The sequence below is a fragment of the Kitasatospora sp. NPDC059408 genome, assembly GCF_042751525.1.
GTDB lineage: Bacteria > Actinomycetota > Actinomycetes > Streptomycetales > Streptomycetaceae > Kitasatospora.
Window position 1 is genome coordinate 18,895 of record NZ_JBHYWI010000078.1, and the last position, 26,984, is coordinate 45,878.

A 26,984-nucleotide genomic window follows, 5' to 3' on the forward strand; every position below is an offset into this window, starting at 1 on the left:
CACAAAGAAAGGAACACACCACCACCATGACCACCGCCCCCCCCCCCCCCCCCCCCCCCCCCGGCCCCCCCCCCCGCCCCCGCCCCGGGGCCCCGCGCCGCGGCCGCCCCCCCCGCCCCCCCCCCCGCCCCCCCCACGGCCCGATGATCGCCGGCTCGACGAAGGTGGGGACGACAGACCGTCATGGCTGAGCACAGGGTCCGGGTCACCCAGGACAGCGCATCCCGCTGGCGACGCCGCGCCGGCGAGTACGACACGCTCGCGGAGGCCCTCGCCGCCGCCGAACCGGGCGACACCGTGACCGTCCGCCCCGGCACCTTCCGCGAGAACGTGCTGCTCGACAAGCCCGTGACGATCGTCCCGGCGCAGGGCCCCGGCACCGTCCGCATCGACCCGCCCTCCGGCGTGCCGCTGACCGTCACCGCCTCGGCCACCGTCCGCGACCTCGTCGTCGAGGGCGGCGACACCTCCGTCCCCGCCGTCCTCGTCACCGGCCCCGAGGCCGCCCCCTCCTTCAGCGGCTGCCGCGTGGAGAGCCGCTCCGCCAGCGGGTTCGAGATCACCGGCGGCGCCCGCCCCACCCTGCGCGGCTGCGTCGTCGCCAACCCCGGCGGCCTCGGCCTGCGGCTGCGCGGCGAAGGCACCGCCGCCGCGTTCGAGGACTGCGAGGTCGCCGCCGCCGCCCAGGCCGGACTCGCCGTCCTCGGCGGCGCCACCGCCGCCCTCGAACGCTGCCGCGTCCACCACACCGCCGGCGCCGGCGTCCTGCTCTCCGACCCCGGCAGCGCCGCCGAACTGACCGGCTGCGAGATCTACGAGATCCGCGGCAGCGGCGTCCAGGCCGAGGCCCACGCCGGCGGCCGGCTCGTCGACTGCGAGATCCACCGCGTCACCGGCAACGGCCTGACCCTCGACGGCGAGGCCGAACTCACCCTCACCGGCTGCCGCGTCCACGACCTGCCCGAGAACGGCGCCGACCTGCGCGGCCGCGCCCGGCTCACCCTCTCCCACAGCACCGTCCGCGACTTCGGGCGCGGCGCGCTCTCCGTCTGGGACCAGGGCACCGAGGCCGTCGCCGAGTCCAGCCAGATCCACGGCTCCACCGGCGAGTACCCGGCGCTGTGGGTCAGCGACGGCGCCCGGCTCACCCTCACCGACTGCGCCCTGCACGACCTGCCCGACGCGCTGTTCGTCCTCGACCGCGACTCCGCCGCCACCGCCGACCGCTGCTCGTTCAGCCGGATCCGCAGCTCGGCGGTCTCCGTCAGCGGCGGCGCCGAGGTGACACTGACCGCCTGCCGGGTCCAGGAGGCCGGCACCGGACTGTGGTTCCGCGACCACGGCAGCGGCGGCATCCTCACCGACTGCGAGATCTCCGACGTCGCCACCGGCGTCATCGTCACCAAGGGCGCCGACCCGGTGCTGCGCGACTGCACCGTCCGCGCCAGCACCGACGCCGGGGTGTACGTCTCGGCCCAGGGTCGCGGCACCTTCGAGGACTGCCGGGTCTCGCACGGCAAGGGCTTCGGCTTCCACATCATCGACGGCTGCCGGAGCCAACTCCTGCGCTGCCGGGCCGAACAGAACGAGCGGGCCGGCTTCGAGTTCTCCGAACCGGGGCCGGTCGCCGAGGGCTGCACCTCCGACGACGTCGGGCCGGCCGCGGGCGCGGCGCCGGGGGCCGCCTTCGGGACGGCCTCCGGTTCCGCCTTCGGACCGGCCGCCGGTTCCGCCTTCGGACCGGCCGCCGGAGCAACGGACCTACCCGCACCGCGCTCCGCCCAACTGACCACCTCCGTAGCGGCGTTGGCCCCGCCCACCGCCATGCCCGGGATCGCGCCGATCCCCGACTGCCGGCCCGCCGACGAAGCCCTCGCCGAACTCGACGCGCTCGTCGGCCTCGCCACCGTGAAGGAGGAGGTGCGCACCCTCATCGACCTGATCTCGGTCGGCCGGCGCCGCCGCCAGGCCGGACTCAAGGCCCCCTCGCTGCGGCGGCACCTCGTCTTCACCGGCGCCCCCGGCACCGGCAAGACCACCGTCGCCCGCCTCTACGGCGAGATCCTCGCCTCCCTCGGCGTGCTCCAGCGCGGACACCTCGTCGAGGTCGCTCGCGTCGACCTCGTCGGCGAACACATCGGCTCCACCGCGATCCGCACCGCCGCCGCCTTCGACCGCGCGCGCGGCGGCGTCCTCTTCATCGACGAGGCGTACGCGCTCGCCCCCGAGGACGGCGCCCGCGACTTCGGCCGGGAGGCGATCGACACCCTGGTCAAGCTCATGGAGGACCACCGGGACGAGGTCGTCGTCATCGTCGCCGGCTACACCGCCGAGATGGAACGCTTCCTGTCCGCCAACCCCGGTGTCTCCTCCCGCTTCTCACGTACCATCAGCTTCGCCGACTACTCGGCGGACGAACTCCTCGACATCGCCCGCGCCCAGTGCGCCGAGCACGAGTACGCCCTCACCGAGGCCACCGAGGACGCGCTGCTGCACCACTTCGCCACGATCGAGCGCGGCCCCAACTTCGGCAACGGGCGCACGGCCCGGCAAGTCTTCGAGACGATGGTCGAACGGCACGCGATGCGCGTCGCCCAGCTGGCCGACCCGTCGACCGAGGAGCTCCAGATCCTCGTCCCGGCCGATCTTCCGGCAGCCCGCGCATCCTGACATTCCGTCACGTCTCTTGCCCCATGTACGTCATACTGCCGGACGGCACGACAGTCGGCGACGGGGGAAACACGATGACACACGGCAGGCGAATAGCCGCCTCGATCCTGTTGGTACTGGCCGGAGTTGCGGGCTGCTCGTCCGGGAACAACCCGACCCTGGGCACCCAGGGCGGGAACGGCCGGCCGGCCCCGCCCGCCGCGACCAGTGCGGGAGCCGCGGGCGGAGCGGGTGACACGGGCAACTCGGGTGCGGGAAGCGGCGACTTCTCGAAGAAGACGAACATGGTGGTGACCGCCGTCTGCACCAAGAACTCCAGCGGTGGCGCGGTCCAGGTCACCGGCTGGGACACGCGGGACTGGCATCCGCTGGCCGAGGCCCTCTTCGTCCTGCCGGCCCCCACCGTGATGACCAACGTGACGCACGAACTGTGCGAGCAGCACTCGCCGTACCAGGTCGCCGGTGAAGCCTCCGGCATCCGGGCGCTGTTCGACCGGGACTACACGCGGATGGCCGTCGCGATCAACGCGGGAGGTGAATCGCGGCACGTCGGCTACGTCGACCGGTCACGGACGTTCACCGACCTGACGGGCGACGGGGGCTTCGGGATGACGCCGCGGGAGACGGACGCCGCGTTCTCCGCCGACGGTTCGACGATGTGGTTCACCTACGAGGCGACCAGCAGCAACGGGAGCGCGAGCGAGACGCACCTGGGCAGCCGTTCGGTGAGCGGGGACCACGCACTGGTGGACCACTGGCACGGCGAGTCCGGCACCGAGCCCTTCGTGATCCCGCCGCCGTCCGGCAAGGGGCCCGTGGCACTGGGCCGCAGCCGGTTCGACTCCCCCGACGGCCGCCGGATGACCGTCGGTGCGACGCTCTTCGACTCCGCGTCGGTGGGGCCCGCGGTCAACGGCATGAGCGAGGAGAAGAAGGGGAAGCCCGCGGTCTGCGACCCGGTCGGCTGGACCGGACCCGACACGCTGCTCTGCGACAGCCAGGACGCCCGCAACCTCTACACCGCCGCTCCGGACGCGACGACGCCGGGCCAGAACCTGCTGCCCGCCAACGACCACGAGAACCACGGGCTGTTGATCTCGCCCGACAGCCACCGCTTCCTCTTCGCCTCCAGCGAGCCGGGATCCCCACAGGTGTCCGTCTACCTCGCGAACACCGCGCAGGCCACACCTCCGGCCGCACCGACCAAGGTGCCGGCGCCGGACAGCCTCACCTCGGCCGGCTGGAACGCCCACTTCCTCGAGTGGCGGTAGACGCGGGGAGGGACTTGCGGAAGCGCGACGGCTGACAGATAACAGCTGACAGATAACAGATTTCGAAATCTGTTATCTGTCAGCTGTTATCCGTTCGCCCTACCCCGTCACCCCGCCCAGGCCCCGCCCGCCAGGAACGACTCCAGGGCTGCCCGGTACGGCGCGATGTCGATCCGCTCGCCGGCCAGCCAGTCGTCGGAGTAGTACTTGTCCAGGTAGCGGTCGCCCGGGTCGCAGATCAGGCTGACGACGCTGCCGTGCCGACCGGCCGCCCGCATCTCGGCGACGATCTTCAGCGCGCTCCACAGCCCCGTCCCGGTGGAGGCGCCCGCCTTCTTCCCGAGCACCCGCTCCAGCACCCGCACCGCCGCGATCGAGGCCGCGTCCGGCACCTTCATCATCCGGTCGATCGCGCCGGGCACGAAGCTCGGCTCCATCCGAGGCCGCCCGATGCCCTCGATCCGCGAACCGCTCGCGCACACAGCGTCCGGGTCGTGGTCCACCCAGCCGTCGAAGAAGCAGGAGTTCTCCGGGTCCGCGACGCAGATCCGGGTGTCGTACTGCATGTAGTGGACGTAGCGGGCGATGGTCGCCGAGGTGCCGCCCGTCCCCGCGGTCGCGACGACCCAGGCCGGCTCCGGGTGCGGCTCCAGCTGCAGCTGGGCGAAGACCGACTCGGCGATGTTGTTGTTGCCGCGCCAGTCGGTGGCGCGCTCGGCGTAGGTGAACTGGTCCATGTAGTGGCCGCCGGTCTCCTCCGCGAGCCGCGCGGACGCCGCGTACACCTCGTCCGAGCGCTCCACCAGGTGGCACTCGCCGCCGTGGAACTCGATCAGGTCGATCTTGGCCTGACTGGTGCTCTTGGCCATCACCGCGATGAACGGCACCCCGACGAGCTGCGCGAAGTACGCCTCGGAGACGGCCGTGGAACCGCTGGACGCCTCGATCACCGGCTTGCCCGGGCGGATCCAGCCGTTGCAGAGCCCGTAGAGGAAGAGCGAGCGGGCGAGGCGGTGCTTCAGCGAGCCGGTCGGGTGGGTGGACTCGTCCTTGAGGTACAGGTCGATCCCCCACTCGGTCGGCAGCGGGAAGCGCAGCAGGTGGGTGTCGGCGGAGCGGTTGGCATCGGCCTGGACCTTGCGCACCGCCTCCTTGAGCCAGGCCCGGTAGTCCGCGTCGGAGCGGTCGACGTCGACGGTCGGCTCGATGCCGCGTCCGCCGCCCGGCGCGCTGCCCAGTTCGGCGCCCAGCTCGGTGCTCATGGTCACTCTCCTCGTCTTGACCCCCCTCTGCTCACTACGAGTATATGACAGTCACAATAAGTAACGTTTTTTGGAGCGCCAGCTTCCGCTTATCTCTGCCCGGCTCTCCCTGCCTCGGCCCCCATGCCCCGACCAGCCACCCGAGCCGCCGGCCCGCGGGACCGCTGTCAGCCCACCTGCACCGACTGCGGGTCCGCCAGGTAAGGCCGCCACGCCAGTTCCGCCGCACCGGCGAGTGCGCTGTCCGCCAGCTCGGCGCCGACGATCGGCACCCGTCCGCTGCGCCCCCACAGGCAGCGCTCGGCGACGACCGCGCGCAGCCGCTCGGGCGCCGCCTCCAGCAGGTCGAGGTGGAGACCGCTGAGCACGACGCGGTCCGGGTTGAGGATGTTGGCGACGCCGGCCAGCCCGAGCCCGAGCCGGTCGATGACGTGCTCGACCGCGGCCCGCGCGCGCTCGTCGGTCGCCGCGGCCCGGCACAGGTCACGCGCCTGGTCGAGCACCGCGCGCCCCGGTTCGGGGGTGAGCCCGGCGGCGGCGAGCAGCGCGTCGGGGTCCGTCTCCGCGTTGAGGCAGCCGCGGTTGCCGCACACGCAGGGCCGGCCCTGCGGATCCACCGTGAGGTGACCGACCTCCAGCGCGAGCCCGGCGCTGCCGGTGTGCAGCCGCCCGTCGATGACCAGCGCACCACCGACGCCGCTGTGCCCGGACGTGACCAGGAGCAGGTGACGGGCACCCCGCCCGGCGCCGTGGCGGTACTCGGCGAGCGCGGCGAGGTTGGCGTCGTTGGCGATGGCGGTGGGCAGCGGGTCGAGCGCGTGCGGGCCGTGGTCGGCGCGGCCGACTTCGACGTCGTACAGGTCCGCCACGGGCGTGCCGCTCGGCCAGGCGAAGTGCAGGGCGGCGAGCGCGGTGCCGTCCGGCTCGGTGACCGGGTTGGGCAGCGCGAGCGCCGCGCCGAGGCAGCGGCGGCCGGTGGAGCGGGCGAGCTCGGCGCCCGCCTGGGCGACGGCGCGCAGCATCCGGACCGGGTCGGTCGCGGCGGGCAGCGGCAGGTGGACCGGCGGGTCCAGGAGCCCGCCGAGCCCGGCCAGCGTGACGCTCAGCCCGTCCGTGTGGATCTGCCCCGCGATCACCACCGGGCCCTGCGGGTCGATCGCGAGCCGGTGCGACGGGCGTCCGCGCCCGCCACCCGCAGGACGGGAGTCGACCGTGATCAGGCCCAGCGCCTCCAGCTCGGCCGTGACGGCGCCGGCGGTCGCGCGCGTGACGTCCAGCGCCCGGGTGAGCGCGGAACGGGTCGGCGTCTGACCGGTGTGGATGAGCGAGAGCGCGGGGCCGAGCAGCGTCCGACCGCGATCGGGGGCGGCACGGCGGTGGGCGTCGCGCTGCGCCTCGGAGTCGGTCCCTGGGCCCGCTTTCGGACTTGATGATGAGAGCTGCACGACCCTATTGTGACTTTGTGCCGCTTCGAAACAAAATCCGTGCCTCTGCCCCCACCGACCGGAACTCCCACCAGTCTCGCAGCACACCCCCGCGAACGGACAGCCCCTGGAGTCCGGCGCGCCTCGCACTGACCGCGTTCTTCGCCGTCGACGGCTTCCTCTTCGCCACCTGGGTGGTCCGGATCCCGGATGTCCGCAGCCAGGTCAACGCCTCGCACAGCGCCCTCGGACTCGCCCTGCTCTGCCTGTCGATCGGCGCCGTCCTCACCATGCCGGTGGTCGGCCGGCTCTGCCTGCGGTACGGCTCGCGGCCGGTCACCGTCGGCTCGCTCGCCCTGCTCAGCCTCGCCGTGCCGCTGCCCGCACACACGCACTCGGTGGCCGCGCTCGGCGGTGTCCTGCTGCTGTTCGGCGCGGGATACGGCGGCGCGAACGTCGCCATGAACAGCGCCGCCGTCGACCTGGTCGCACAGCTCCGGCGGCCCGTCATGCCCAGCTTCCACGCCGGGTACAGCCTCGGCGGCCTGGTCGGCGCGGGCGTCGGCGGACTCCTCGCCGGCACCCTCAGCGCCTCCTGGACGCTCGCCCTCGGCGGGCTGCTCGGCCTCGTGATCACGGCGGCGGCGGGCGTCGTCCTGCTGCGCAGCCCGAACGCGCCGCAGGTCGCGGGCGGGAGCAGCGCGGACGAGACCGGTGGCGCCGGCCCGCGCGCCGGGCTGATCGTCGTCCTGCTCGGCCTCACCGCCCTGTGCACCGCGTACGGGGAGGGCGCGATCGCCGACTGGACGACGCTCCACCTCACCGACGACGTGCACGCGAGCGCCGGGACGGCCGCCGCGGGCTACGCGGCGTACGCGTTCGCCATGACCAGCGGGCGGGTCGGCGGCACCTGGCTGTCCATCAGGCTCGGGCAAACCCGGCTGATGCTCCTGGGCGGCCTGACCGCGGCGGCCGGCATGCTGGTCGCGGCGCTCGCGCCGTCGGTGCCGCTCGCCATCGGCGGGTTCGTCCTGGTCGGCCTGGGCCTGGCCAACCTGTTCCCGCTCGCCATCGCCCGGGCGGGTTCGGCCGGCGGGCCGCAGGGCGTCGCGCTCGCGTCGACGCTCGGGTACGGCGGGATGCTGATCGGGCCGGTGGTCATCGGCTTCCTCGCCGACGCGGCCGGCCTCCCGCTCGCACTCACCACCGTGGCGGTCGCGGCGGCGGCAGGGGCGCTCCTGCCGCTGACGGTGCGGCGGCGCTGACGGCGGACGGCGGACGGCGGACAGATAACAGCTGACAGATTTCAACATCTGTTTTCTGTTATCTGTTTTCTGTCATCTGTTCGCCGTCGCCCGTCCGCCGTTACCCACCCCCACCCGCAATGGCATGATGCCGCCCATGATGACCACCGGGCGGATCCAGACACTCCGGGCGAGCGAGCGCCCGGCCACGGCATGGCTCAACGGGGGCGGGGTGACCCGGGAGGTCGCCGGTTTCCCCGCCGGGGCCGCGCTGGACGGCTTCGAGTGGCGGGTCAGCCTGGCGGACGTCGCCACCGCCGGTCCGTTCTCCCCGTTCCCCGGCATCGACCGGGTGATCACCCTGGTCGAGGGCCCCGGCATGGTGCTCACGGTCGACGGAGCCGAGCACCGGATCGACGCGCCCTACCGGCCCTTCGCCTTCCCCGGCGACGCCAGCACGGACTGCCGCCTGCTCGCCGGCCCGGTGGTCGACTTCAACGTGATGACCCGTCGCGGAAAGGTCACCGCCGAGGTCACCCTCGTGACCGCGCCCGCATCCGCCGACGTGCCGCCGGGCGGCTCTGTCCTCGTGGTCTGCCTCGCCGGCTCCACCACCATCGACGCCTCGACCGATTCCTCAGTCGACACCGCGACCGACACCGCGACCGACACAGCCACCGCCACCGATGACGCCACCAACGACGCCACCGACCTCGCCCGGTACGACGCCGCCCTGCTCCGGCACCCCGGCCCGCTCCCGCTCCGGCCCGACGGCGTCACCGCCGTCATCACCTTCCGCCCCGCCGCCTGACGGCGCCGGACGTCAGGCGCCCGGCCCCACCCTCAGGCCGACTCGCCCGGCAGGCGCAGGTCCCACCCCACCAGGGCGCGCAGCTGTTCCGCCGTCACACCGTCCGGCACCGGCTGCGGCGGCTCGTGGCGCAGCGGCGGCTGCCAGCCGTCCTCGGGCGTCCAGCGCCGCACGACCTTGGCCGGCGCGCCCGCGACGACGCTGTGGTCGGGCACCTCGCCGCGCACCACCGCGCCCGCGGCCACGACCACGTTCCGGCCGATCCGGGCGCCCGGCAGGATCACCGCGCCGGTGCCGATCCAGCTGCCCGAGCCGATCTCGACGGGTTCGTTGCGCGGCCACTGCTTGCCGATCGGCAGGTCGGTGGCGCGGTACTCGTGCGCCTGGTCGGAGATGTAGACGCCGGGCCCGGTCCACACGTCGTCACCGAGGACGATCGACTGGTGCCCGACGATGTGGCTGTCGCGGCCTATCACGCAGCCGCCGCCGATCCGCACGATCGGGTCGGGCCCGAGGTCGAGGCCGGGCAGGAAGCCGGCGCTGATGGTGACCCGTTCGCCGATGATCGAGAACGGTCCGATCGTGATCCACTGCTCGTTGAACACCGCCCCGAGCGGGAACGCGAGCGTCGTCCCGTCTCCCAACTCGCCGAAGCGGTAGGGGCCCGGGTTCTGGTTGCTGACCGCGCCGGTCCGCTGCACCCAGCGCCAGCCCCGGTGCACGAGGCGTCCGGCTGCACGCCGGCCGCCGGCCCGGACGGCGGAGACGAGGGAACGGGTTTTCGGCATGCGCTCACGTTACCGGCCCGTAGGGTCCGTCCGGCCGCCGGGCGGCCAACATCACACCCGGCCCACACGCCACCCCCGCACCCCGGCCCCCACCCGCCGCACGTACGTCCCACACCCGCACCCACACCCGCACCCGCAGTCGCACTCGCACCCACCGCACGCACGCCCCGCACCCCGCGCCGACCCTCAACCCCCGCAGCCCGCACACACATCCGCTCCCGATCACCCCGACCCGATGTCCGCCCGCCGTGGAACACTCCGGACCATGGACATCTCCGAGCACATCGACGCCCTGCGCCTCGAAGGCGCCCTGCTGGCCGACGCCGCCGCCCGCGCCGGCCTCACCGCCCCCGTCCCGACCTGCCCGGACTGGCAGGTCGCCGACCTCCTGCGGCACGTCGGCACGGTCCACCGCTGGGCCGCCGCCCACCCCGCCCGGGGCCTGCGGGAACCGCTCGACCTGGACGGCGGGAGCGAGCCGGTCGGCCCGGTGCCGTCCGACGCTGCGCTGCTCGACTGGTACCGCGAGGGCCACGCCGCCCTGGTGGACACGCTGGTGGCCGCGCCCGCCGACGTCGACTGCTGGTTCTTCCTCCCCGCGCCCAGCCCACTGGCGTTCTGGGCCCGCCGCCAGGCGCACGAGACGGCCATCCACCGCCTCGACGCCGACGCGGCGGCCGGCACCGAGGGCCCGCGGGCGGACACCGCGCTCGCCCTGGACGGCGTCGACGAGCTGCTGCGCGGGTTCCTCGTCCGCCCGCGCTCGAAGCTGCGCAGCGAGGAGCCCCGCACCGTCCTGGTCCGGGCCACCGACGGCCCCGGCGCCTGGCGGGTGACGATCAGCCAGGAGCCGGTGGTGACCGTCACCACGGACGCGCCGAACGGCCCGGGCGCACCGGGCGAACCGGGAGCCCCGGCCGAGCCCGCGGACCTGACCATCGCCGGCCCGGCCCACGAGCTCTACCCGCTGCTCTGGAACCGTCTCCCGGCCGACCACGCCGGAGCCACCACGTACACCGGGGACGAGGACCTGCTGCGCCTGTGGCGCGAGACGGCCGGCATCGGCTGAGAACCGGTCCGGCCGCACAAAGGAACCGGATAACGGGAGATCGGGAGAACGGGGGGACGGCCCGCCGCGTCAGCGCACCCAGCGCGCGGGCCGCTTCTCCAGGAACGCCCGCATCCCCTCCTGCGCCTCCGCCGAGCCGAACAGCCGCGCCGACAGCTCCACCAGCTCGTCCGCGTCACGCTCGAAGGAGCGCACGACCTCGGCGTTCGCCAGCCGCTTGGACTCCGCGAGCCCCTGCGGCGAGCCCTGGCGCAGCGCGTCCAGCAGTTCCTTCAGCGCGGTGCCGGTGTCCTCGGCGGACGCCGTGGCGCGGGTGATCAGCCCGATCCGCGCGGCCTCGGCGGCGTCGAAGACCTCGCCGGTGAGGTAGTAGCGGGAGGCGGCGCGCGGGTCGAGCTTGGGGCGCAGCGGCAGGGAGATGACGGCGGGCGCGAGGCCGAGCCGGACCTCGGTGAACGCGAAGGTGGCGGCCGGTCCGGCGACGGCGAGGTCGGCCGCGCCGACCAGGCCGAGGCCGCCGGCCCGCACGTGCCCGTCGATCACGGCGATCACCGGCTTCGCGCAGTCCACGATCGCCCGCTGGAGCTCGACCAGGCCGCGCGGGCCGACCGTCGGGTCGGCGCCGGTGGCCTCGGACAGGTCCGCGCCCGCGCAGAACACCTTGCCGGTGTGCCCGAGCACCACCGCCCGGACGTCCGGGTCGGCCGCGGCGAGCGCCAGGCCGGCGTGCAGCTCGGCCATCAGGCGGGTGGAGAGCGCGTTGCGGTTGTGCGGCGAGTCGAGGGTCAGGGTGGTGACGGCGTCGGCGGTGGTGACGTGGACGAACGGCGCTTCGCTGGTCATCGGCGGGGCCTGCTTTCCGGCTGAGGGTGGGTCGGACCGCGGGCGCCGTCCGGGGGTGCCCGGACGGCGCCCGCACGACTCTGGCACGCCCACCGGCCCCTCGGCCAGAGCCACCAGGGACGCAATGGGCGGAAAACCGGTGGTGGGCGCCACACCGCCGGCGGCACCATCGACGCCATGAGCACCATGAACGCCCCCGCACCCACGCCGCCCGGAGCCACGCCCGGAGCCACGCCCGGGACCGGGGCCGCCAGCGCCGTCCTGCTCCTCGCGCCCCGGATCAACGAGACCGGCCTCCAGCTGCGCACCGCCGCCGGCCGCCGCGGCCTGCGCGCGTTCACGGCGACGTCCTGGCAGGCGCCGGAGGAGCTGCTCGGTTCGACGGCACCCGTGTACGTGTACGGCGGGCCGCTGTTCGGCGACGCCGTCGGACGGGCGCTCGGGCTCGCGCTCCTGGAGCCGGCCGCCACCTGGCTCGGCGACCTGCCGCGCGAGCTGACCGGGCGCCGGGTGTCCTGCACGACGCTGGCCGAGGCACGGGAGCTGCGCGGTCCCGCGTTCGTCAAGCCGCCGGCGGACAAGGTGTTCGCCGCCCGCGTCTACGAGGACGGTGCCGCGCTGCCCGGGCCCGAGGTGCTGGACGGCGACACGCCGGTGCAGGTGAGCGAGGTGGTGCGGTTCCGGCGCGAGTACCGGCTGTTCGTCCTGGACGGCACCGTCCGGGCCGCCTCCCGGTACGCGGTGGACGGGGAGCTGAGCGTCGCGCCGCTCGGCGCGGACGCGGGCGAGGTCCTCGCGTTCGCCGCCGACGTCCTCGCCGCCGACGGGCCCGGTCTGCCCAGCGCCGCCGTGGTGGACGTCGGCCCGACGGACGGAGGTTGGGCCGTGGTCGAGGCCAACGCGGCCTGGGCCAGCGGTGGTTACGCCGCCGACCCGGAGGGCGTCCTGGACGTCGTGCTGCGCGCCGCCGGACCGCTCGCGCAACTCCCCGCCGCCGACCGCCCGTTCCTGCGCGACCTGCCCGAGATCGTGCGCTGATCCCTGGCGGGTCGCGCGTCCCGCAGCCGCCCCGCCCGCCCATACGTCACGCTCCTCCGAGGAAAGGCGAAAGACGGGTGCGGCAGCGTCCCGCCATGCGCCACGATGGCCCGCATGACCACCAACCAGCACCTCACCCACATCACCGAGCCGCCCGGCGTCGCCCCCGGCGCCGGCTACACCCAGGTCGTCACCGGCACCGGCCGCCTGGTCCAGGTCTCCGGCCAGGTGGCCTTCGACGAGCACCGCAACCTCGTCGGCGTGGGCGACCCGAAGGCGCAGGCGCGCCAGGTGTTCGAGAACCTGCGCCGCTGCCTGGCCGCGGCCGGCGCCGGCTTCGACGACGTCGTGAAGTTCACCATCTTCGTCACCGACATCGCCTACCTGCCCGCCATCCGCGAGGCCCGCGACGAGCACGTGAACACCGCCAACCCGCCGGCCAGCTCCGCGGTGCAGGTCGCGGCGCTGTTCCTGCCCGAGGTGCTGATCGAGATCGAGGCGTTCGCCCTCGTCCAGGAGTAGGCCGCCACCAAGCCCCGACACACCCCTGGGTTCCCGACAGCAAGCCCCCGACACACCCCTGGTTCCCGCCGCCCGCGCCCACCGGACGGCGGGAACCATGGCGAGGTCCACCCCCACCCGCCCGCCCCCACCCGCGGCGCCGTCCACCAAGCAACTCCCCAGTGGTTCAGACCTGTTGACGCATTGGTCCAGTCCTCCTACAGTGCCCATGCCCCGCCCCCACGGCGCGGGCACCGATCGCACACGGATCACCAGCACCGGTTCTACTCCACCCTGTCCAACCCCCACAGACACAGGGAGAACCATGTCCGCTCGATCCCGGGCGGGGCGCCCACGCGTGCGCAGCAGGCTGCTCGCGCTGCTCTCCGTCCTGCTCCTCCCCCTGGCCGCGCTCACCGCGCTGGCCACCCCGGCCCAGGCCACGGGCAGGCTGACCGCCGTCTTCACCACCGCCGACAACGGCTCGTGGTGGCAGGGCACGTACGTCGTCCACAACGACAACGCGGCCGCCGTCACCGGCTGGACGCTGGAGTTCGACCTCCCGGCCGGTGTCACCATCGGCAACACCTACAACGGCACGGCCACCGTGAACGGCCGGCACGTCACGGCCACCAACGCGTTCTACAACGCGAGCGTCCCCGCGCACGGCACCACCGAGCCGTACAGCTTCTGGTTCGTGGGCAGCGGCCCTGTCGCCACGCCCCTCAACTGCCGTGTCAACGGCGACAAGTGCGACGGCAGCGCCGATGTCCCGCCGTCCGCGCCCGGTACGCCGTCGGTCACCGAGTCGACGGCGCACACGCTCACGCTCGGCTGGCCGGCCGCGACCGCCGGGGACTTCCCGGTCGCCTCGTACGACGTGCTGAACGGCGCCACCGTCGTCGGCTCCGGCACCACCACCAGTGCCGTGGTCACGGGCCTCACCCCGGCCACCACGTACACGCTCACCGTCCGCGCCAAGGACACCCGCGGCAACACGAGCGGGCCGAGCGCGCCCGTCACCGCCGCCACCTTCGACCCGTCGACCGACCCGAATCCGCCCACGACACCGGCCAACCTCCGCTCCACCGCGGTGAGTTCGTCCGACGTCACGCTCGCCTGGAACGCCTCGACCGACAGCGTCCGCGTCGCCGCGTACGACGTCTACCAGGGGGGCGCCCTCGCGGTGACGGTCGGTGGGAGCACGCTCACGGCCACCGTCGGCGGCCTCTCCCCGTCCACCGCCTACACGTTCACCGTCAAGGCCCGCAATCCGGGCGACGTCTCCTCGCCCGCGTCCGCACCGCTCGCCGTCACCACCTCCGACCTGGTCGGTGCCGGGAAGTACGCCCGCGTCGGCTACTTCGTCCAGTGGGGCATCTACGGCCGCCAGTACTTCGTCAAGAACCTCGACACCTCCGGCAGCGCAGCCAAGCTCGACGTCGTCAACTACGCCTTCGAGAACATCGATCCGACCAACCTGACCTGCCTCGCCGGCGTCACCAAGGGCACCACGTCCAACCCCCAGGACCCCGGCCAGGGGACGGGCGCGGGCGACGCCGACGCCGACTACGCCCGCCCGATGAGCGCCGACCAGTCGGTGGACGGCGTCGCCGACGACGGCTGGGGCAAACTCCGCGGCAACTTCAACCAGTTGAAGAAGCTCAAGGCCAAGTACCCGAACCTGAAGGTGGTCGTCTCGCTCGGCGACTGGACGTACTCCACGTTCTTCTCGGACGTCGCCGCGAGCGACGCCTCCCGGCAGAAGTTCGTCCGGTCCTGCATCGACGTGTGGATCAAGGGCAACCTGCCCGCCTACAACGGCGCGGGCGGCCCCGGCACGGCGGCCGGGATCTTCGACGGCATCGACCTCGACTGGGAGTGGCCCGGCTCCGGCGACGGCCACGCGGGCAACCACTGGAGCGCCGACGACAAGACGAACCTGACCCTGCTGCTGGCCGAGTTCCGCAAGCAGCTCGACGCGCTGGGCGGCCCGCACCGGCTGCTCACCGCCTTCACCCCGGCCGACCCGGCGAAGATCGGCGCGGGCTGGGACCTCACGAAGATCTTCGACTCCCTCGACATCGCCAACGTCCAGGGCTACGACTTCCACGGCTCCGGCAGCGACAACTCGTGGGAGCCCAACCGCACCGGCCACCAGGCCAACCTCAACGCCGACCCCAAGGACCCGTATCCGTTCCACTTCAGCGTGGACGCGGCGGTCCAGGCCTACCTCGGGGCCGGCGTCAACCCGCGCAAGCTCACCATCGGCTTCCCGTTCTACGGCCGCGGCTGGCAGGGCGTGGCCGACGGCGGCGCGTCCGGCACCTGGCAGTCCGCGACCGGGGCGGCGCCGGGCCAGTTCGCGGAGGAGGCCGGCACTCGCGGGTACGGCAACCTCATCACCAGCGTCCCGGACCTGACCGTCCACCACGACCCGCAGGCCGTCGCGACCTACGGCTACACGGGCGCCGGCGGCCAGTGGTGGACGTTCGACGACGCCTGGTCGATCGCCGGGAAGACGGCCTACCTCAAGTCCAAGAACCTCCTGGGCGGCATGATCTGGGAGATGTCCGGCGACACCCCGACCGGCACCCTGATGTCCGCGATCGACACCGGCCTCCAGTAGCCGGACCGGCACCTGCCGGGGCCGCGAGGGAACCGCCTCGCCAGGCCCCGGCACTTCCATGTCCGGCACAAATCAAACGAGTTGAGTCACCATCAGATGACGCACGTCTCACGACACCCGAGAGACAAGACGGGCGCGGCACGCTACGCTGAGACGGCGTCACCCCTCCCCACCCTGACCGGGCCCGGCACAGGGTCGGGCTCGCGGCCCCGGGTCTCCCGGAGCCGAACCTCCCGGGGAGGGACCATGGAAGAGCGCTCGTCGCCGCCCGGCGGCCTGCGTGGCAAGGCCCGCACGGCGGGGATGCACCTGCGTCGGGCGTACGAGGCCACGGGAACGTGGCTGCAGTCGCCCGCCGGAAGGTTCACGGTCCGGATCGCGGTCGATCTCCTGAAGCTGTACGTGCGCGTCAAGGGGATCGATACCGAACTGCCGTCCGGCACCGACCCCCTCGAGCGGTGAGATGACCACGGCCCCGCCCTGCAGATTGGACCCTCGGGGCGGGTTCGTGTTGCTCAACCAGCCACGATACGCGGTCCGCCATCGGCGCACCACGCCCAGCACATTGTCGCTCGACCATCACGAGACAATGCGAGACGGCGAGACACCGCGAGACAGGACGGCGAACGGATCGGGGGAACGGCGGGCCATGGCCGAGGAAACGCAGGACGTCACACGGCGCGGCCGCCCGTGGGGCCCGATCCGGGGCGAGTCGCCCGAAGTCAGGGCGCTGGCAATGGAGCTGCGGTCATGGGTCGACAAGGCCGGCCTCTCGATCAGCGAACTCGCGCAGCGCCTGCCGCACGGCCGGGCGACGATCGCCCGTCGGCTCGCTGGTACCAATCTGGCGAGTGACTGGGACTTCGTCGTCGACCTCCTCAGGGCGACGACCGTGCCCGAGTCCGAGCTCCGCGCACGCCGGCGCGCAGGCGCGCGACAGCTCTGGGAGCGGGCTGCGCACAGCGCTACCCTGACCCGCCTCCCGGCCGAACAGGATCCGCCTATCGCCATCGCGACGCGCCTTCCTGCCGAGCAGGATCCGCCCTCCGAGGGCCAGTTCAGCAGTGGTGGCGGCGTTGTCATCTCCGGCACGGTCCACGGCGGCATCAACATCACGGCGCCCGAACCGGGCGAGGCCCTCGCGACCGTCCAACAGCAGCTGATCGCGGCCCAGGAACGCGTGATCGCCCTGATGGACGAGCTCATCGCCGTTCAACGGCAGAACCGTGAACTCGCCGACCAGGTAGAGCGATCCCGCGCCCTGGTCGAAACCCTCCTCCGCTCCGTGGACGAGGAGCCGTCGGCCGCGCGGCTGCGCGCCAGGATCGCCCGCACCCTCGAACGCGACGCACTCCCCTGGCCGCCGGAACGGACCTGAGGGCCGACGCGACTCCCTCTCGGGAACGCCGGCCCTCCGGTCCATCCGTCCTGCGGAACCGTGCCACCGAACCGCCGCGCCATCGAACCGCCGCGCTACCGCGAGGCGAGCGCCGACAGCCTGCGCGCCGCGCGGTACTGGCGCAGCACCTGGGCGAAGGTCGTGTGCCCCTGGGTCGTGCGGGCGAAGGCGCGCCAGGCGGCCGGCACCAGGCAGACCGCGGCGTGGAACAGGTACGGCCGGCGCTCGAAGGCCGCCAGCAGCTGCTTGCCCGCCCGCATCTCCACGCCCAGGCCCGCCTTGATGGCGAACGCGTAGTTGAGCGCCTCGCGCCGCACCCCGGCCGCGTCGCCCGCCTCGGCGACCTTCACGGCCCACTCGCCGGCCAGCCGGCCCGAGCGCAGCGCGTACGAGATGCCCTCGCGGGTCCACGGCTCCAGCAGGCCGGCCGCGTCCCCGGCGACCAGCACCCGGCCGCGCGAGAGCGGCGAGTCCTCGGCCCGGCAGCGGGTCAGGTGGCCGGACTCGACGCTCGGCGTGAAGCCGGACAGGCCCAGCCGTCGGACGTAGTCGGCGAGGTACTGCTTCGTCCCCTCCCCGTCGCCGCGCGCCGAGATGACGCCGACGGTCAGGCTGCTCGACTCGGTCTTCGGGAAGACCCAGCCGTAACTGCCGGGCAGCGGGCCCCAGTCGAGGTGGATCCGGCCCGCCCAGTCGGCGGCGACCTGCGGCGGCACCGGGATCTCCGCCTCCAGGCCCAGGTCGATCTGGTCGAAGGTGACCCCCACGTGCCGGCCGATCCGGCTGGCGCTGCCGTCCGCGCCGACCACCGCGCGCGCCTCGAACCGGCGCCCGTCGGCGGCCGTCACCAGCGCCGTGCGGTGGTCCCCGCCGCGCTGTTCGACGCCGGTGACGGTCACACCGGTGACCAGCACGGCGCCCGCCTGCTTGGCCGCCTGCACCAGGCGCAGGTCGAACTCGTCGCGGTTGACCAGGCCGAACAGCATCCGCTTCGAACGCTGCGTCCGGGTGTACTGCCCCCGGTAGGCGAAGGTGACGGCGTGCACGCGGTCCTGGAGCGGCAGCCGGAAGTCCGGCGGCAGGCTGTCCCGGGAGGGGCCGATGATCCCGCCGCCGCAGGTCTTGTAGCGGGGGTGCTCGACCTTGTCGAGCAGCAGCACCCGGCGGCCCTGGACGGCGGCGGCGTGCGCGGCCGAGGCCCCGGCCGGTCCGGCGCCGACCACCACGACGTCCCAGACGCCGTCGACCGCGTCGAGCGCGTCGGCTGCGTCACGCGAGTCGACCACGTCGGCTGCGTCACCCGAGTCGAGCGTGTCGGGCCCCGGATCCGACGGACCGTCGGAAGGCCGGACGAGTCTCTCGGGCGCCTCGGACGCTTCCGACGCCTCGGACGCCGTCGGCAGTTCGGACGCCTCGGCGTCGAGCGGGCTGCGGGAATCGGAGCTTCCGGAGTCAGTCACGTCGAGCAATCCTATGCGTCCGCACCGCTCCCTGCCGAGCCGCACCACACCACGGCGACCACCCCGCACCACACCGGCGCACCACACCGCCGCACCCGCACCGCACCCTCACCCGCCCACCCCCGCCCGCCGCTCCGCCTATGATCGGCGGTACCCCAACCGCCCGTACCCGCCCGGACCATCCCTCGGGCGGCCCCGTCCCCGGAGCAGCCCCGATGTCACAGCCCCTGGCCGACGCCGTCCGGTCCCTGATGGACCGCGCCCGCACCGACCTCGCCGAGCTGGTCGCCTTCCCGTCGGTCGCCGACCCGCGCCAGTTCCCGGTCGAGGAGTGCGAGAAGGCCGCGCGCTGGACCGCCGAGGCGTTCGCCGCCGAGGGCCTGACCAACGTGCAGCTGATCGACACCCCGGACGGCACCCAGTCCGTCTACGCCGAGCTCCCCGGCCCCGAGGGCGCGCCGACGGTCCTGCTGTACTCGCACTACGACGTCCAGCCGCCGCTCGACGAGGACGCCTGGCTGAGCCCCGCCTTCGAACTGACCGAGCGTGACGGCCGCTGGTACGGCCGCGGCGCGGCCGACTGCAAGGGCAACATCCTGATGCACCTGACCGCCCTGCGCGCCCTGCGCCAGGTGTACGGGGACGCGTACCCGGTCGGCCTGAAGATCATCGTCGAGGGCTCGGAGGAGCAGGGCACCGGCGGCCTCCAGCAGTACGCCGAGGCGCACCCGGAGCTCCTCACCGCCGACGTCATCGTCATCGGCGACACCGGCAACTTCGCCCCCGGCCTGCCCACCGTCACCGCGTCGCTGCGCGGCATGACGGTCGTCGAGGTCTCCCTCACCACCCTCGCCGGCAACCTGCACTCCGGCGCCTTCGGCGGCGCCGCCCCGGACGCGCTGCAGTCCCTCGTGAAGGTGCTCGCCTCGCTGCACGACGAGAACGGCGACGTCGCCGTCGCCGGGCTGGCCACCGGCCAGACCTGGGAGGGCGTGCAGTACCCGGAGGAGCAGTTCCGCGCCGACGCCAAGGTGCTGGACGGCGTCGCCCTCACCGGTACCGGCTCCGTCGCCGACCGGCTCTGGGCCCGCCCGTCCGTCACCGTCCTCGGCATCGACGCCCCGCCGGTGATCGGCGCGACCTCGTCCGTGCAGGCCACCGCCAAGGCGCTCGTGAGCCTGCGGGTGCCGCCGGGCACCGACTCGGCCGCCGCCCAGGACCTGCTGGTCGCCCACCTGGAGGCGCACGTGCCGCTCGGCGCGCACCTGACGGTCGAGCGCCAGGGCAACGGCGCGGCGTTCAGCGCCGACACCACCGGCCCGGCCTACGAGGCGATGGGCAAGGCCATGGCCGAGGCCTTCGGCACCCCGATGGTCGTCTCCGGCGAGGGCGGTTCGATCCCGCTCTGCGACACGCTGCGCACGCTGTACCCGCAGGCCGAGATCGTGCTGATCGGCGTGGAGGAGCCGACCACCCAGATCCACGCGGTCAACGAGAGCGTGGACCCGAAGGAGCTGGAGCTGATGGCCCTCAGCGAGGCCCTGTTCCTGCGTCACTACGCCGAGCTGCGCTCCGCCTGACGGAGGTTGTGCCCGCCCCCGCGGCGGGCACGCGCCGCCCCGAGGACCCACCGGACGACCCACCGGACGACCCACCGGACGATGCGCCGCCCAGCGCGCCGCCCGGCGCCCCCGGAGACGCACCGGGCACCGCGCCCGCCGCCCGGCCGGCGGCTGCTCCCAGTCGCCGGCCCCTGGCCGCCACCACGGCCGCGACGGCCGCCGCGTAACCGGCCGCACCCACCGCGAGCCCGGCCCCGGCGCCGAAGCAGAACTCCGGGATCAGGCCGCGGCGCAGCGGGCTGATCCGGTGCGCCACCCCGGCCGCCGTCGCCAGGCCCAGCGCCACGACGGCGGCCCTCCGGCCCGTCGGCGAGAGCACGACGGCGGGCCGCACCGGCTCGACGGCCCGCGCCGCGCGCACCGCCCAGCCGCCCACGGCCGCGAGCGCGAGGGCCGAACTCCCGTACTGCAGAGCCGAGTAGAGCGGCACACCGGCCACCTCCCGGTCGAGCAGCGGCAGCAGCCGCACCCCCAACCGCCCCTCGTGGGTGAAGGCGTCCCACCCCACGTGCGTGGCCGCGCCGACCGCCGCCGACACCGCGAACCACCCCGCTCGTGCCGCCGCCTCCGGGCCGCCACGGCGCGCCACCGCCATCACGCCACCGCGCGGAACCGTCAGCGCCTCCGCCGCTCCCGCCCACCGCTCGGGCAGCAGCGCCACGAGCGGCCCCCGCAGAAGCCCGTGCCAGCCCGCCACCAGCGCGCCCGCGACCGCCACGTCCAGCGTCGGCACCGCCCACCACCGGTGCGTCAACCCGCCGTGCCCGTACACCCCGGGCAGCAGGGACTCGGCGAAGAACGGCACGTCGGGCGCCATCGACCCGGCGACCAGCGCCGACGCCACGAGCGGCCCGCGCTCCCCGGCGGCGCGCAGCAGGGGCAGGACGGCGGCGGGGTGGCTGAACGTGAACGGCATGCGCCCATCCTGCCCGCTCCCGCCCCGGCCCGCCGACCACCCACGCCCTACCGTTTGGAGGCGCTCCGCCGTTCCGGGGCACTCCGCCGCCCCGCGCCCCACTGCTCCGCCCCCCTCGCCCCGCGCCCCTCGCACCGGGCCCTCGCACCGGGCCCCTCGCCCGCCTACGCCGCGTCCGCCGCCCTGGCCAGCCCCGCCGCGACGCGCCGCCCCGCCTCCAGGTACCGCAGCTCCCCGCTGCGCCGGGCGTCCAGGGTCGCGGCCAGCCGCCGGTACCGACTCGGCGGCAGCAGGTCGGCGGCCTCGTCCAGCGTGACGAAGCGGCAGTTCCGCAGCTCCTCCCGCTGGAGCAGGAGCCCCTGCCGGGCGGTGGCGTCCAGCAGCCCGCCGTCGTACATGAGCCGCAGGCCGCCGCGGCGCGGCCCGGTGCGCGGCTCCCAGTCGACGGCGAGCAGCCGCAGGGCGGCCGGGTCGAGCCGCAGGCCGAGTTCCTCGGCGGTCTCGCGCAGGGCGGCGTCGGTGGGGGCCTCGCCGCGTTCGACGACGCCGCCCGGGAAGTCCCAGTCGGGCTTGTAGACCGGATCGACGAGGAGCACGCGGTCCTGCTCGTCGAAGAACAGGACGGCGGAGGCGACGGTGTCCTCGGTCGGGTCGGGCGTCTGGACGATCGGGCAGCGGGCGGCGCCGTCGCGGACGAGGTCGGCGATCCGTTCGGCGGTCTCGCGCGGCGTGAGCCCGCCGGTGTCGAGCGCGCGGGCGTCGCGCAGCAGCCAGCGCCGGGCGGCGCGGTAGCGCGGCAGGTGCTCCAGGCCCCACCGGCGGACCCGGTCACTGGCCTCGGGGTCGCCCGGGCACGCGTCGCGCTGCTCGATGCGCTCGCGCAGGATCGTTTCTTCGGGATCCAGGACGACGTGGTGCACCGCGATGCCGTGCGAGGCCAGGTCGCCGAAGATCTCGTCCCGGTAGTCCTCTCTGAGCAGGGTCATCGGGACCACCAGGGGGCCCGGCACCTCGCCGAGCAGCGCGGCCGCCACCTCGGGGACGAGCCGGCGCCAGGCCGGCAGGTCCTGGAAGTCCGACACCGCCGACAGCCGGTCGGCCGGGAGCATCCCCCGCAGCCCGGCCCCCACCAGCTCGGGGTCGAACAGCGTGCTCCCGGGAAGCAGTTCCACCAACTCGCGGCAGGCGCTGGTCTTGCCCGCCCCGAACGTGCCATTGACCCAGACGATCACAACGTCCCCTGCCCCTCGACTTCCCCCGATGCCGTTCGCACCGGGCGGCGCCCCCGTCGTCGAACCAGCGCCACCCGTGGTGGTACCCCCGCCGCGCGGCTCCCCATACCTTCCCGCGCCCTCCACTGCGCCGCCCCGGCCTGCCCCGTGACAGCGGCATGTGCCCAGGCCAGGAGCCCGGGCGGCGGACGGCGCCGACCGTTCGCGCAGGCCTCCGTGCGCGCTTCGCACGCCTACGGCCCGCCCCCGCCGCGCCCCATCAAGCCGGCTCGCGCGCCGATACAACGGCGCTCACACAATGGCACACGCCCCACGCGCACCACCCCCGCGCACGACCGTACGCCCTCCACGTCCCCGCCCTCGCACCGGATCCCCCGACACCTGCCGCCGACCCGCACCGCCACCGAGCCGAGCCGTCACCGTGGTCGACACCACCGGCGCCCGCGGGGCCCTCCCCCGCCCGACGGACTTCTCACCCGGCACCTCCCGAGGTCAATGTCCTTACACGGAAAGGGCGTTCGGGCCCGAACAGGTCCGAACGCCCTCCGCTCACGCGGCTACGGACGCCCCATGTAGGCCGGGTAGTAGCCGCTGCTGATGCCCGAGATCCGGATGTTGGTCCCCGGCCGGGCCGCCTCGACGTACTGGTTGTTGCCCAGGTAGATCGCCACGTGCTGGATGCCCCGCCTCGTGCCGTCGGGCGACCAGAACAGCAGGTCGCCGCGGCGCAGCTGGCCCGCGTTGATCGGCGTGGTCGCCTCGTACTGGTCGTTGGCCACCCGCGGCAGGTCGATGCCGCCGCGCCGGAACGCCTGCTGCACCAGGCCGGAGCAGTCGTAGCCGTCCGGCCCGTTGCCCGCGATCTCGAAGGGCTTGCCGAGCTGCGCGAGCGCGAACTGGATCGCCGTCTCGACGTTCCGGTCCGCCGCGGGCGGCGCCGCGCTGGAGGAGGACGACGAGGACGAGCCCCCTCCTCCCGTGCGGTTGAGGTAGATGTCGTAGTGGGTGGTCCAGCGCCACTCGCCCTTGCTGTTCTTGAACCAGTACCGCGACCCGTCCCAGCCCTGCTTGATCCCCCCGTTGGACTTCGCGCCGGAAGTCGGGGACGACGTCTTGGCCGTCGAGCCGCCCCCGGTGCGCGCCTTGTAGACGCTGTAGTGCGTCGTCCAGCGCCACTCGCCCTTGCTGTTCTTGAACCAGTACCGCGACCCGTCCCAGCCGGCGTGGGCCGGCGCCGACTCGGCGGACGCGGGGGTCACGCCGGTGCCGAGGCCGATCACACCCGCGCCGGCGACGATCACGGCCACCATGCCTATCCCGCGGCGCACCCGCCCGGCCCGGGAGGGACGGGCCGCGGCCCTGCGGTCGGCGGTGGGGGTGGTGGCGTGCTGCCGGGTCGGCTCGTCGGAGGCATCCGGTGCGCCGGTGTTGACGGTGGTCATCCTGCTGACTTCCTTCACTGCTGCGGAAACGCGGAGTGGTCCGAGCCGTCGAACCGACCCCAAAGGGGACGGACCGGACGATTCGGTCCTGTCGCGTGTCACGTTAGGCACGCGTCCGCACCCGGCGCGCAGTGGAGTGAGCCAAAGGAAGGGTCACGAAGGGTGAGCACCGAACGGGGCATCAGGGTGAGCCCCCGTCACCGGAGCGGTTCCCGACGCCCCCTCATCACCGCTCGCCGGACTCCGCCAGCAGCTGCTTCTTGAGCACCTTTCCCATGGCGTTCCTTGGGAGTTCGGGCACCAGGACGACCCGCCGCGGCCGCTTGTGCACGGACAGCCGCTCGGCCACGAACGCCGTCAGCTGGTCCCCCGTCACCGGACCGTCCGCGATGACGTACGCGACGACGGCCTGCCCGAGGTCCTCGTCCGGCGCGCCGACCACCGCCGCGTCGGCGACGGCCGGGTGGTCGCGCAGCGCGGCCTCCACCTCGCCGGCGCCGATCCGGTAGCCACCGCTCTTGATCAGGTCCACCGAGGCGCGGCCGACGATCCGGTGGAAGCCGTCCGGGCCGATCACCGCGACGTCGCCGGTGCGGAACCAGCCGTCCGCGGTCCACGCCTCGGCGTCGGCGTCCGGCCGGTTGAGGTAGCCGGAGAAGAGGGTCGGCCCGGCGACCTGCAGCTCGCCGACGGTCTCCCCGTCGGACGGCACGGGCGCGCCGTCCTCGCCGACCAGCCGGGTGCGGACGCCGTCCAGCGGCAGGCCGACGCTGCCGGGCCGGCGCTCGCCGTCGGCCCGGGTGCTGACGGTGATCAGCGACTCCGTCATCCCGTAGCGCTCGATGGGGGCGTGGCCGGTCAGCTCCGCGAGCCTCTCGAACACCGGGACGGGCAGCGGCGCACTGCCCGAGACCAGCAGCCGGGCGCCGGCGAGGGCGGACGCGGCCTCCGGGTCCGCCGCCAGCCGGGACCAGACGGTCGGCACGCCGAAGTACAGGCTGCCACCGGCGGCCGCGTACCCGGCGGGAGTGGGCCGGCCGGTGTGGACGAGGCGGCTGCCGGTGCGCAGGGCGCCGAGCACGCCGAGCACCAGGCCGTGGACGTGGAAGAGCGGCAGGCCGTGGACGAGCGTGTCCCCGGCGGTCCACTGCCAGGCGGCGGCGAGCGCGTCCAGGTCGGCGGCGACGGCCTCGCGGCGGATCACCGCGCCCTTCGGCGCGCCCGTGGTGCCGGAGGTGTAGAGGACGAACCCGGCGGCATCCCCGGCCGGCTCGGCGTACGTCGTCGCGGAACGCGCCGCCGGATCGACCGGCAGCGCCTCGACGCCGCCCGACACGCCCGCCGCCGCCGCGCCCGCCGCCGCGGCGCCCACCGCGATGTCCTCGACCGCGCTGTCCCCGATGGCGTGCGCCAGCAGCGCGGCCCCCGAGTCGCGCAGGATGTGCTCGCGCTCCTTCGGCCCGGAGTCGGGCGGCAGCGGCACCACGGGCACGCCCGCCAACAGGCCGCCGACCACGGCGGTGACGGTCTCGACGCTCGGCCGCGCCAGCACCGCGAGCGCGGGGGCACCGGCGACCCGGTCGGCCACGGCGGTCGCCGCGCCCAGCAGGTCCTCCCGCGAGAACGCGCGCCCGTCGATCCGCAGCGCGTCGGCGGAGTCCCCGAAGCCGCCCTGAAGTGCCGTCAGCAGTGCCATGCGTCCGTCCTCGCCTCTCCACAGGTGTCGCGCCGACTCTACGGGCCCGCCGCGAACGCCCGGGAACAGCGGGACGGGACCAACGGGACGGGACCAGCAGCCCGGGACCAGCGACCCGGGAACAGCAGGACGGGACCAGCGGCCCGTGAACAGCGGGGCGGCCCGGGAACGCCGGAGGGCGTGGCACCGAGCACCCGGCACCACGCCCTCCGTCCCCGCGGGGCGGATCAGCCCTTGCGGGCCTTCACCTCGGCGGTGAGCTGCGGCAGGACGGCGAACAGGTCGCCGACGACGCCGTAGTCGACCAGCTCGAAGATCGGGGCCTCGGGGTCCTTGTTGACGGCCACGATGGTCTTCGAGGTCTGCATGCCGGCCCGGTGCTGGATCGCGCCGGAGATGCCCGCCGCGATGTACAGCTGCGGCGAGACCTGCTTGCCGGTCTGGCCGACCTGGTTGGTGTGCGGGTACCAGCCGGCGTCGACGGCGGCGCGCGAGGCGCCGACGGCCGCGCCGAGCGAGTCGGCGAGCTCCTCGACGACGCCGAAGCCCTCGGCGGCACCGACGCCGCGGCCGCCGGAGACCACGATGGCGGCCTCGGTCAGCTCCGGGCGGCCGGTGGACACGCGCGGGGTGCGCGAGACGACCTTGGCGGCGTTGCCGGTGAACTCCACCGACACGTTCTCGACGGCGCCGGCGGCCGGGGCGGCCTCCGGGGCGACGGCGTTCGGCTTGACGGTGATGACCGGCGCACCCTTGGTGACCGTGGACTTCACCTGGAAGGACGCGGCGAACACCGACTGGGTGGCGACCGGAGCGCCGTCGCCGGCCTCCAGGTCGACGGCGTCGGTGATGATGCCGGAGCCGATCCGCAGGGCGACGCGGGCAGCGATCTCCTTGCCCTCGCCGGAGGACGTGACCAGCACCGCGGCGGGCGACACGGTCTTGGCGATCTGGGCCAGGGCGTCCACCTTGGGGACGACCAGCTGGTCGGCGAACTCGGCGCCGTCGGCGACGTACACCTTCGCGGCGCCGAACTCGGCGGCCTTGGCGGCGATGTCGGCCGCGGCACCACCGGCACCGAGGACGACCGCCGACGGCTCGCCGATGCGGCGGGCCAGGGTCAGCAGCTCCAGGGCCGGCTTGCGGACCACACCGTCGGCGTGGTCGACCAGAACGAGAATCTCAGCCATTGCTCAATGTCTCCGTGTTTCGCTGGGGCGGGGTGTGGGGGGCGCGGCTCAGATGAACTTCTGGTCCGCGAGGAAGGCGGCGAGCTGCTTGCCGCCCTCGCCCTCGTCCTTGACGACCGTGCCCGCGGTGCGCGCCGGACGCGCCACCACCGAGTCGACCGCCGTCCACGCGCCCGCCAGACCGACCTCGTCCGCCTCGATGCCCAGGTCGTCCAGGTCCAGCGACTGCACCGGCTTCTTCTTCGCCGCCATGATGCCCTTGAACGACGGGTACCGGGCCTCGCCCGACTGGTCCGTCACCGACACGACCGCCGGCAGCGACGCCTCGACCAACTCCGTCGCCGCGTCACCGTCACGACGGCCCCGCACCACGCCGCCCTCCACCGACACCTCCGACAGCAGCGTCACCTGCGGCACGCCCAGACGCTCCGCCAGCAGCGCCGGCAGCACACCCATCGAACCGTCCGTCGACGCCAT

The 26,984-nt window shown here is 74.1% G+C and carries 22 protein-coding genes; 11 read left to right on the forward strand and 11 right to left on the reverse strand.

Features of this window, described 5'->3' with window-relative positions:
- The first annotated feature begins 183 nt into the window (after positions 1-183).
- Both ACFXDE_RS35315 and ACFXDE_RS35320 read left to right on the forward strand, forming a co-directional pair.
- Positions 184-2,670, forward strand: a complete 2,487-nt coding sequence (locus ACFXDE_RS35315) for a right-handed parallel beta-helix repeat-containing protein (protein ID WP_380498539.1) — start codon at positions 184-186, stop codon at positions 2,668-2,670.
- Positions 2,671-2,744: 74 nt separating this feature from the next.
- Complete coding sequence (locus tag ACFXDE_RS35320) at positions 2,745-3,941, forward strand: hypothetical protein (protein WP_380498540.1); 1,197 nt, start codon at positions 2,745-2,747, stop codon at positions 3,939-3,941.
- Between the two features lie 107 nt (positions 3,942-4,048).
- Here the strand turns inward: ACFXDE_RS35320 and ACFXDE_RS35325 are convergent, their stop codons facing one another.
- Entirely contained in the window at positions 4,049-5,203 is a 1,155-nt protein-coding gene (locus tag ACFXDE_RS35325) for a PLP-dependent cysteine synthase family protein (protein WP_380498541.1), read from the reverse strand.
- A 167-nt stretch (positions 5,204-5,370) separates the two neighbouring features.
- A complete protein-coding gene (locus ACFXDE_RS35330; protein ID WP_380445629.1) occupies positions 5,371-6,648 on the reverse strand; it encodes an ROK family protein in 1,278 nt (425 codons plus the stop codon).
- Positions 6,649-6,665: 17 nt separating this feature from the next.
- Between ACFXDE_RS35330 and ACFXDE_RS35335 the strand changes: the two genes are divergently transcribed.
- A complete protein-coding gene (locus ACFXDE_RS35335; RefSeq protein ID WP_380498542.1) occupies positions 6,666-7,892 on the forward strand; it encodes an MFS transporter in 1,227 nt (408 codons plus the stop codon).
- A gap of 136 nt (positions 7,893-8,028) precedes the next feature.
- Entirely contained in the window at positions 8,029-8,682 is a 654-nt protein-coding gene (locus ACFXDE_RS35340; RefSeq protein WP_380498543.1) for a HutD family protein, read from the forward strand.
- A 32-nt stretch (positions 8,683-8,714) separates the two neighbouring features.
- Here ACFXDE_RS35340 and ACFXDE_RS35345 read toward each other — a convergent pair whose 3' ends face one another.
- Complete coding sequence (locus ACFXDE_RS35345) at positions 8,715-9,470, reverse strand: acyltransferase (protein WP_380445632.1); 756 nt, start codon at positions 9,468-9,470, stop codon at positions 8,715-8,717.
- 265 nt (positions 9,471-9,735) lie between these two features.
- Between ACFXDE_RS35345 and ACFXDE_RS35350 the strand changes: the two genes are divergently transcribed.
- Positions 9,736-10,539, forward strand: coding sequence for a maleylpyruvate isomerase family mycothiol-dependent enzyme (locus tag ACFXDE_RS35350; RefSeq protein WP_380498544.1), 804 nt, complete (start codon positions 9,736-9,738; stop codon positions 10,537-10,539).
- 69 nt (positions 10,540-10,608) lie between these two features.
- Here the strand turns inward: ACFXDE_RS35350 and ACFXDE_RS35355 are convergent, their stop codons facing one another.
- Positions 10,609-11,382 carry an enoyl-CoA hydratase family protein gene (locus ACFXDE_RS35355; RefSeq protein ID WP_380445634.1) on the reverse strand — a complete coding sequence of 258 codons (774 nt, stop codon included), beginning with the start codon at positions 11,380-11,382 and terminating at the stop codon, positions 10,609-10,611.
- A gap of 177 nt (positions 11,383-11,559) precedes the next feature.
- Here ACFXDE_RS35355 and ACFXDE_RS35360 point away from each other — a divergent pair, with 177 nt between their 5' ends.
- From ACFXDE_RS35360 to ACFXDE_RS35380, 5 genes are all read left to right on the forward strand, one after another.
- The gene (locus tag ACFXDE_RS35360; protein ID WP_380498545.1) at positions 11,560-12,420 is read left to right on the forward strand and encodes an ATP-grasp domain-containing protein; all 861 of its coding nucleotides are present in this window, start codon (positions 11,560-11,562) and stop codon (positions 12,418-12,420) included.
- Positions 12,421-12,534: 114 nt separating this feature from the next.
- On the forward strand, positions 12,535-12,942 hold the full coding sequence (locus ACFXDE_RS35365; protein ID WP_380498546.1) for a RidA family protein: 408 nt from the start codon (positions 12,535-12,537) through the stop codon (positions 12,940-12,942).
- 304 nt (positions 12,943-13,246) lie between these two features.
- A complete protein-coding gene (locus ACFXDE_RS35370; protein WP_380498547.1) occupies positions 13,247-15,550 on the forward strand; it encodes a glycosyl hydrolase family 18 protein in 2,304 nt (767 codons plus the stop codon).
- A 246-nt stretch (positions 15,551-15,796) separates the two neighbouring features.
- Positions 15,797-16,012 carry a hypothetical protein gene (locus tag ACFXDE_RS35375; RefSeq protein ID WP_380498548.1) on the forward strand — a complete coding sequence of 72 codons (216 nt, stop codon included), beginning with the start codon at positions 15,797-15,799 and terminating at the stop codon, positions 16,010-16,012.
- A 187-nt stretch (positions 16,013-16,199) separates the two neighbouring features.
- Positions 16,200-16,928, forward strand: a complete 729-nt coding sequence (locus ACFXDE_RS35380) for a hypothetical protein (protein ID WP_380498549.1) — start codon at positions 16,200-16,202, stop codon at positions 16,926-16,928.
- Positions 16,929-17,023: 95 nt separating this feature from the next.
- Here ACFXDE_RS35380 and ACFXDE_RS35385 read toward each other — a convergent pair whose 3' ends face one another.
- A complete protein-coding gene (locus ACFXDE_RS35385; RefSeq protein ID WP_380498556.1) occupies positions 17,024-18,235 on the reverse strand; it encodes a geranylgeranyl reductase family protein in 1,212 nt (403 codons plus the stop codon).
- 389 nt (positions 18,236-18,624) lie between these two features.
- Between ACFXDE_RS35385 and ACFXDE_RS35390 the strand changes: the two genes are divergently transcribed.
- Positions 18,625-19,989 (forward strand): dipeptidase, encoded by a 1,365-nt coding sequence (locus tag ACFXDE_RS35390; protein WP_380498550.1) that lies wholly within the window; start codon positions 18,625-18,627, stop codon positions 19,987-19,989.
- On the opposite strand, the gene ACFXDE_RS35395 is transcribed toward ACFXDE_RS35390, so the two are convergent.
- From ACFXDE_RS35395 to ACFXDE_RS35420, 6 genes are all read right to left on the reverse strand, one after another.
- Entirely contained in the window at positions 19,940-20,947 is a 1,008-nt protein-coding gene (locus ACFXDE_RS35395) for a DUF4184 family protein (protein ID WP_380498551.1), read from the reverse strand. The two genes, ACFXDE_RS35390 and ACFXDE_RS35395, sit on opposite strands and share 50 nt — an antisense overlap.
- Positions 20,948-21,111: 164 nt before the next feature.
- The gene (locus ACFXDE_RS35400) at positions 21,112-22,179 is read right to left on the reverse strand and encodes an NUDIX domain-containing protein (RefSeq protein WP_380445643.1); all 1,068 of its coding nucleotides are present in this window, start codon (positions 22,177-22,179) and stop codon (positions 21,112-21,114) included.
- Positions 22,180-22,736: 557 nt separating this feature from the next.
- On the reverse strand, positions 22,737-23,621 hold the full coding sequence (locus tag ACFXDE_RS35405) for a C40 family peptidase (RefSeq protein WP_380498552.1): 885 nt from the start codon (positions 23,619-23,621) through the stop codon (positions 22,737-22,739).
- Between the two features lie 226 nt (positions 23,622-23,847).
- Positions 23,848-25,317, reverse strand: coding sequence for an acyl-CoA synthetase (locus ACFXDE_RS35410; RefSeq protein WP_380498553.1), 1,470 nt, complete (start codon positions 25,315-25,317; stop codon positions 23,848-23,850).
- A 227-nt stretch (positions 25,318-25,544) separates the two neighbouring features.
- Positions 25,545-26,507: an electron transfer flavoprotein subunit alpha/FixB family protein gene (locus tag ACFXDE_RS35415; RefSeq protein ID WP_380498554.1), complete on the reverse strand. Its 963-nt coding sequence runs from the start codon at positions 26,505-26,507 to the stop codon at positions 25,545-25,547.
- Between the two features lie 48 nt (positions 26,508-26,555).
- The coding region (locus ACFXDE_RS35420; protein ID WP_380498555.1) for an electron transfer flavoprotein subunit beta/FixA family protein at positions 26,556-26,984 on the reverse strand (429 nt) is incomplete at its 5' end.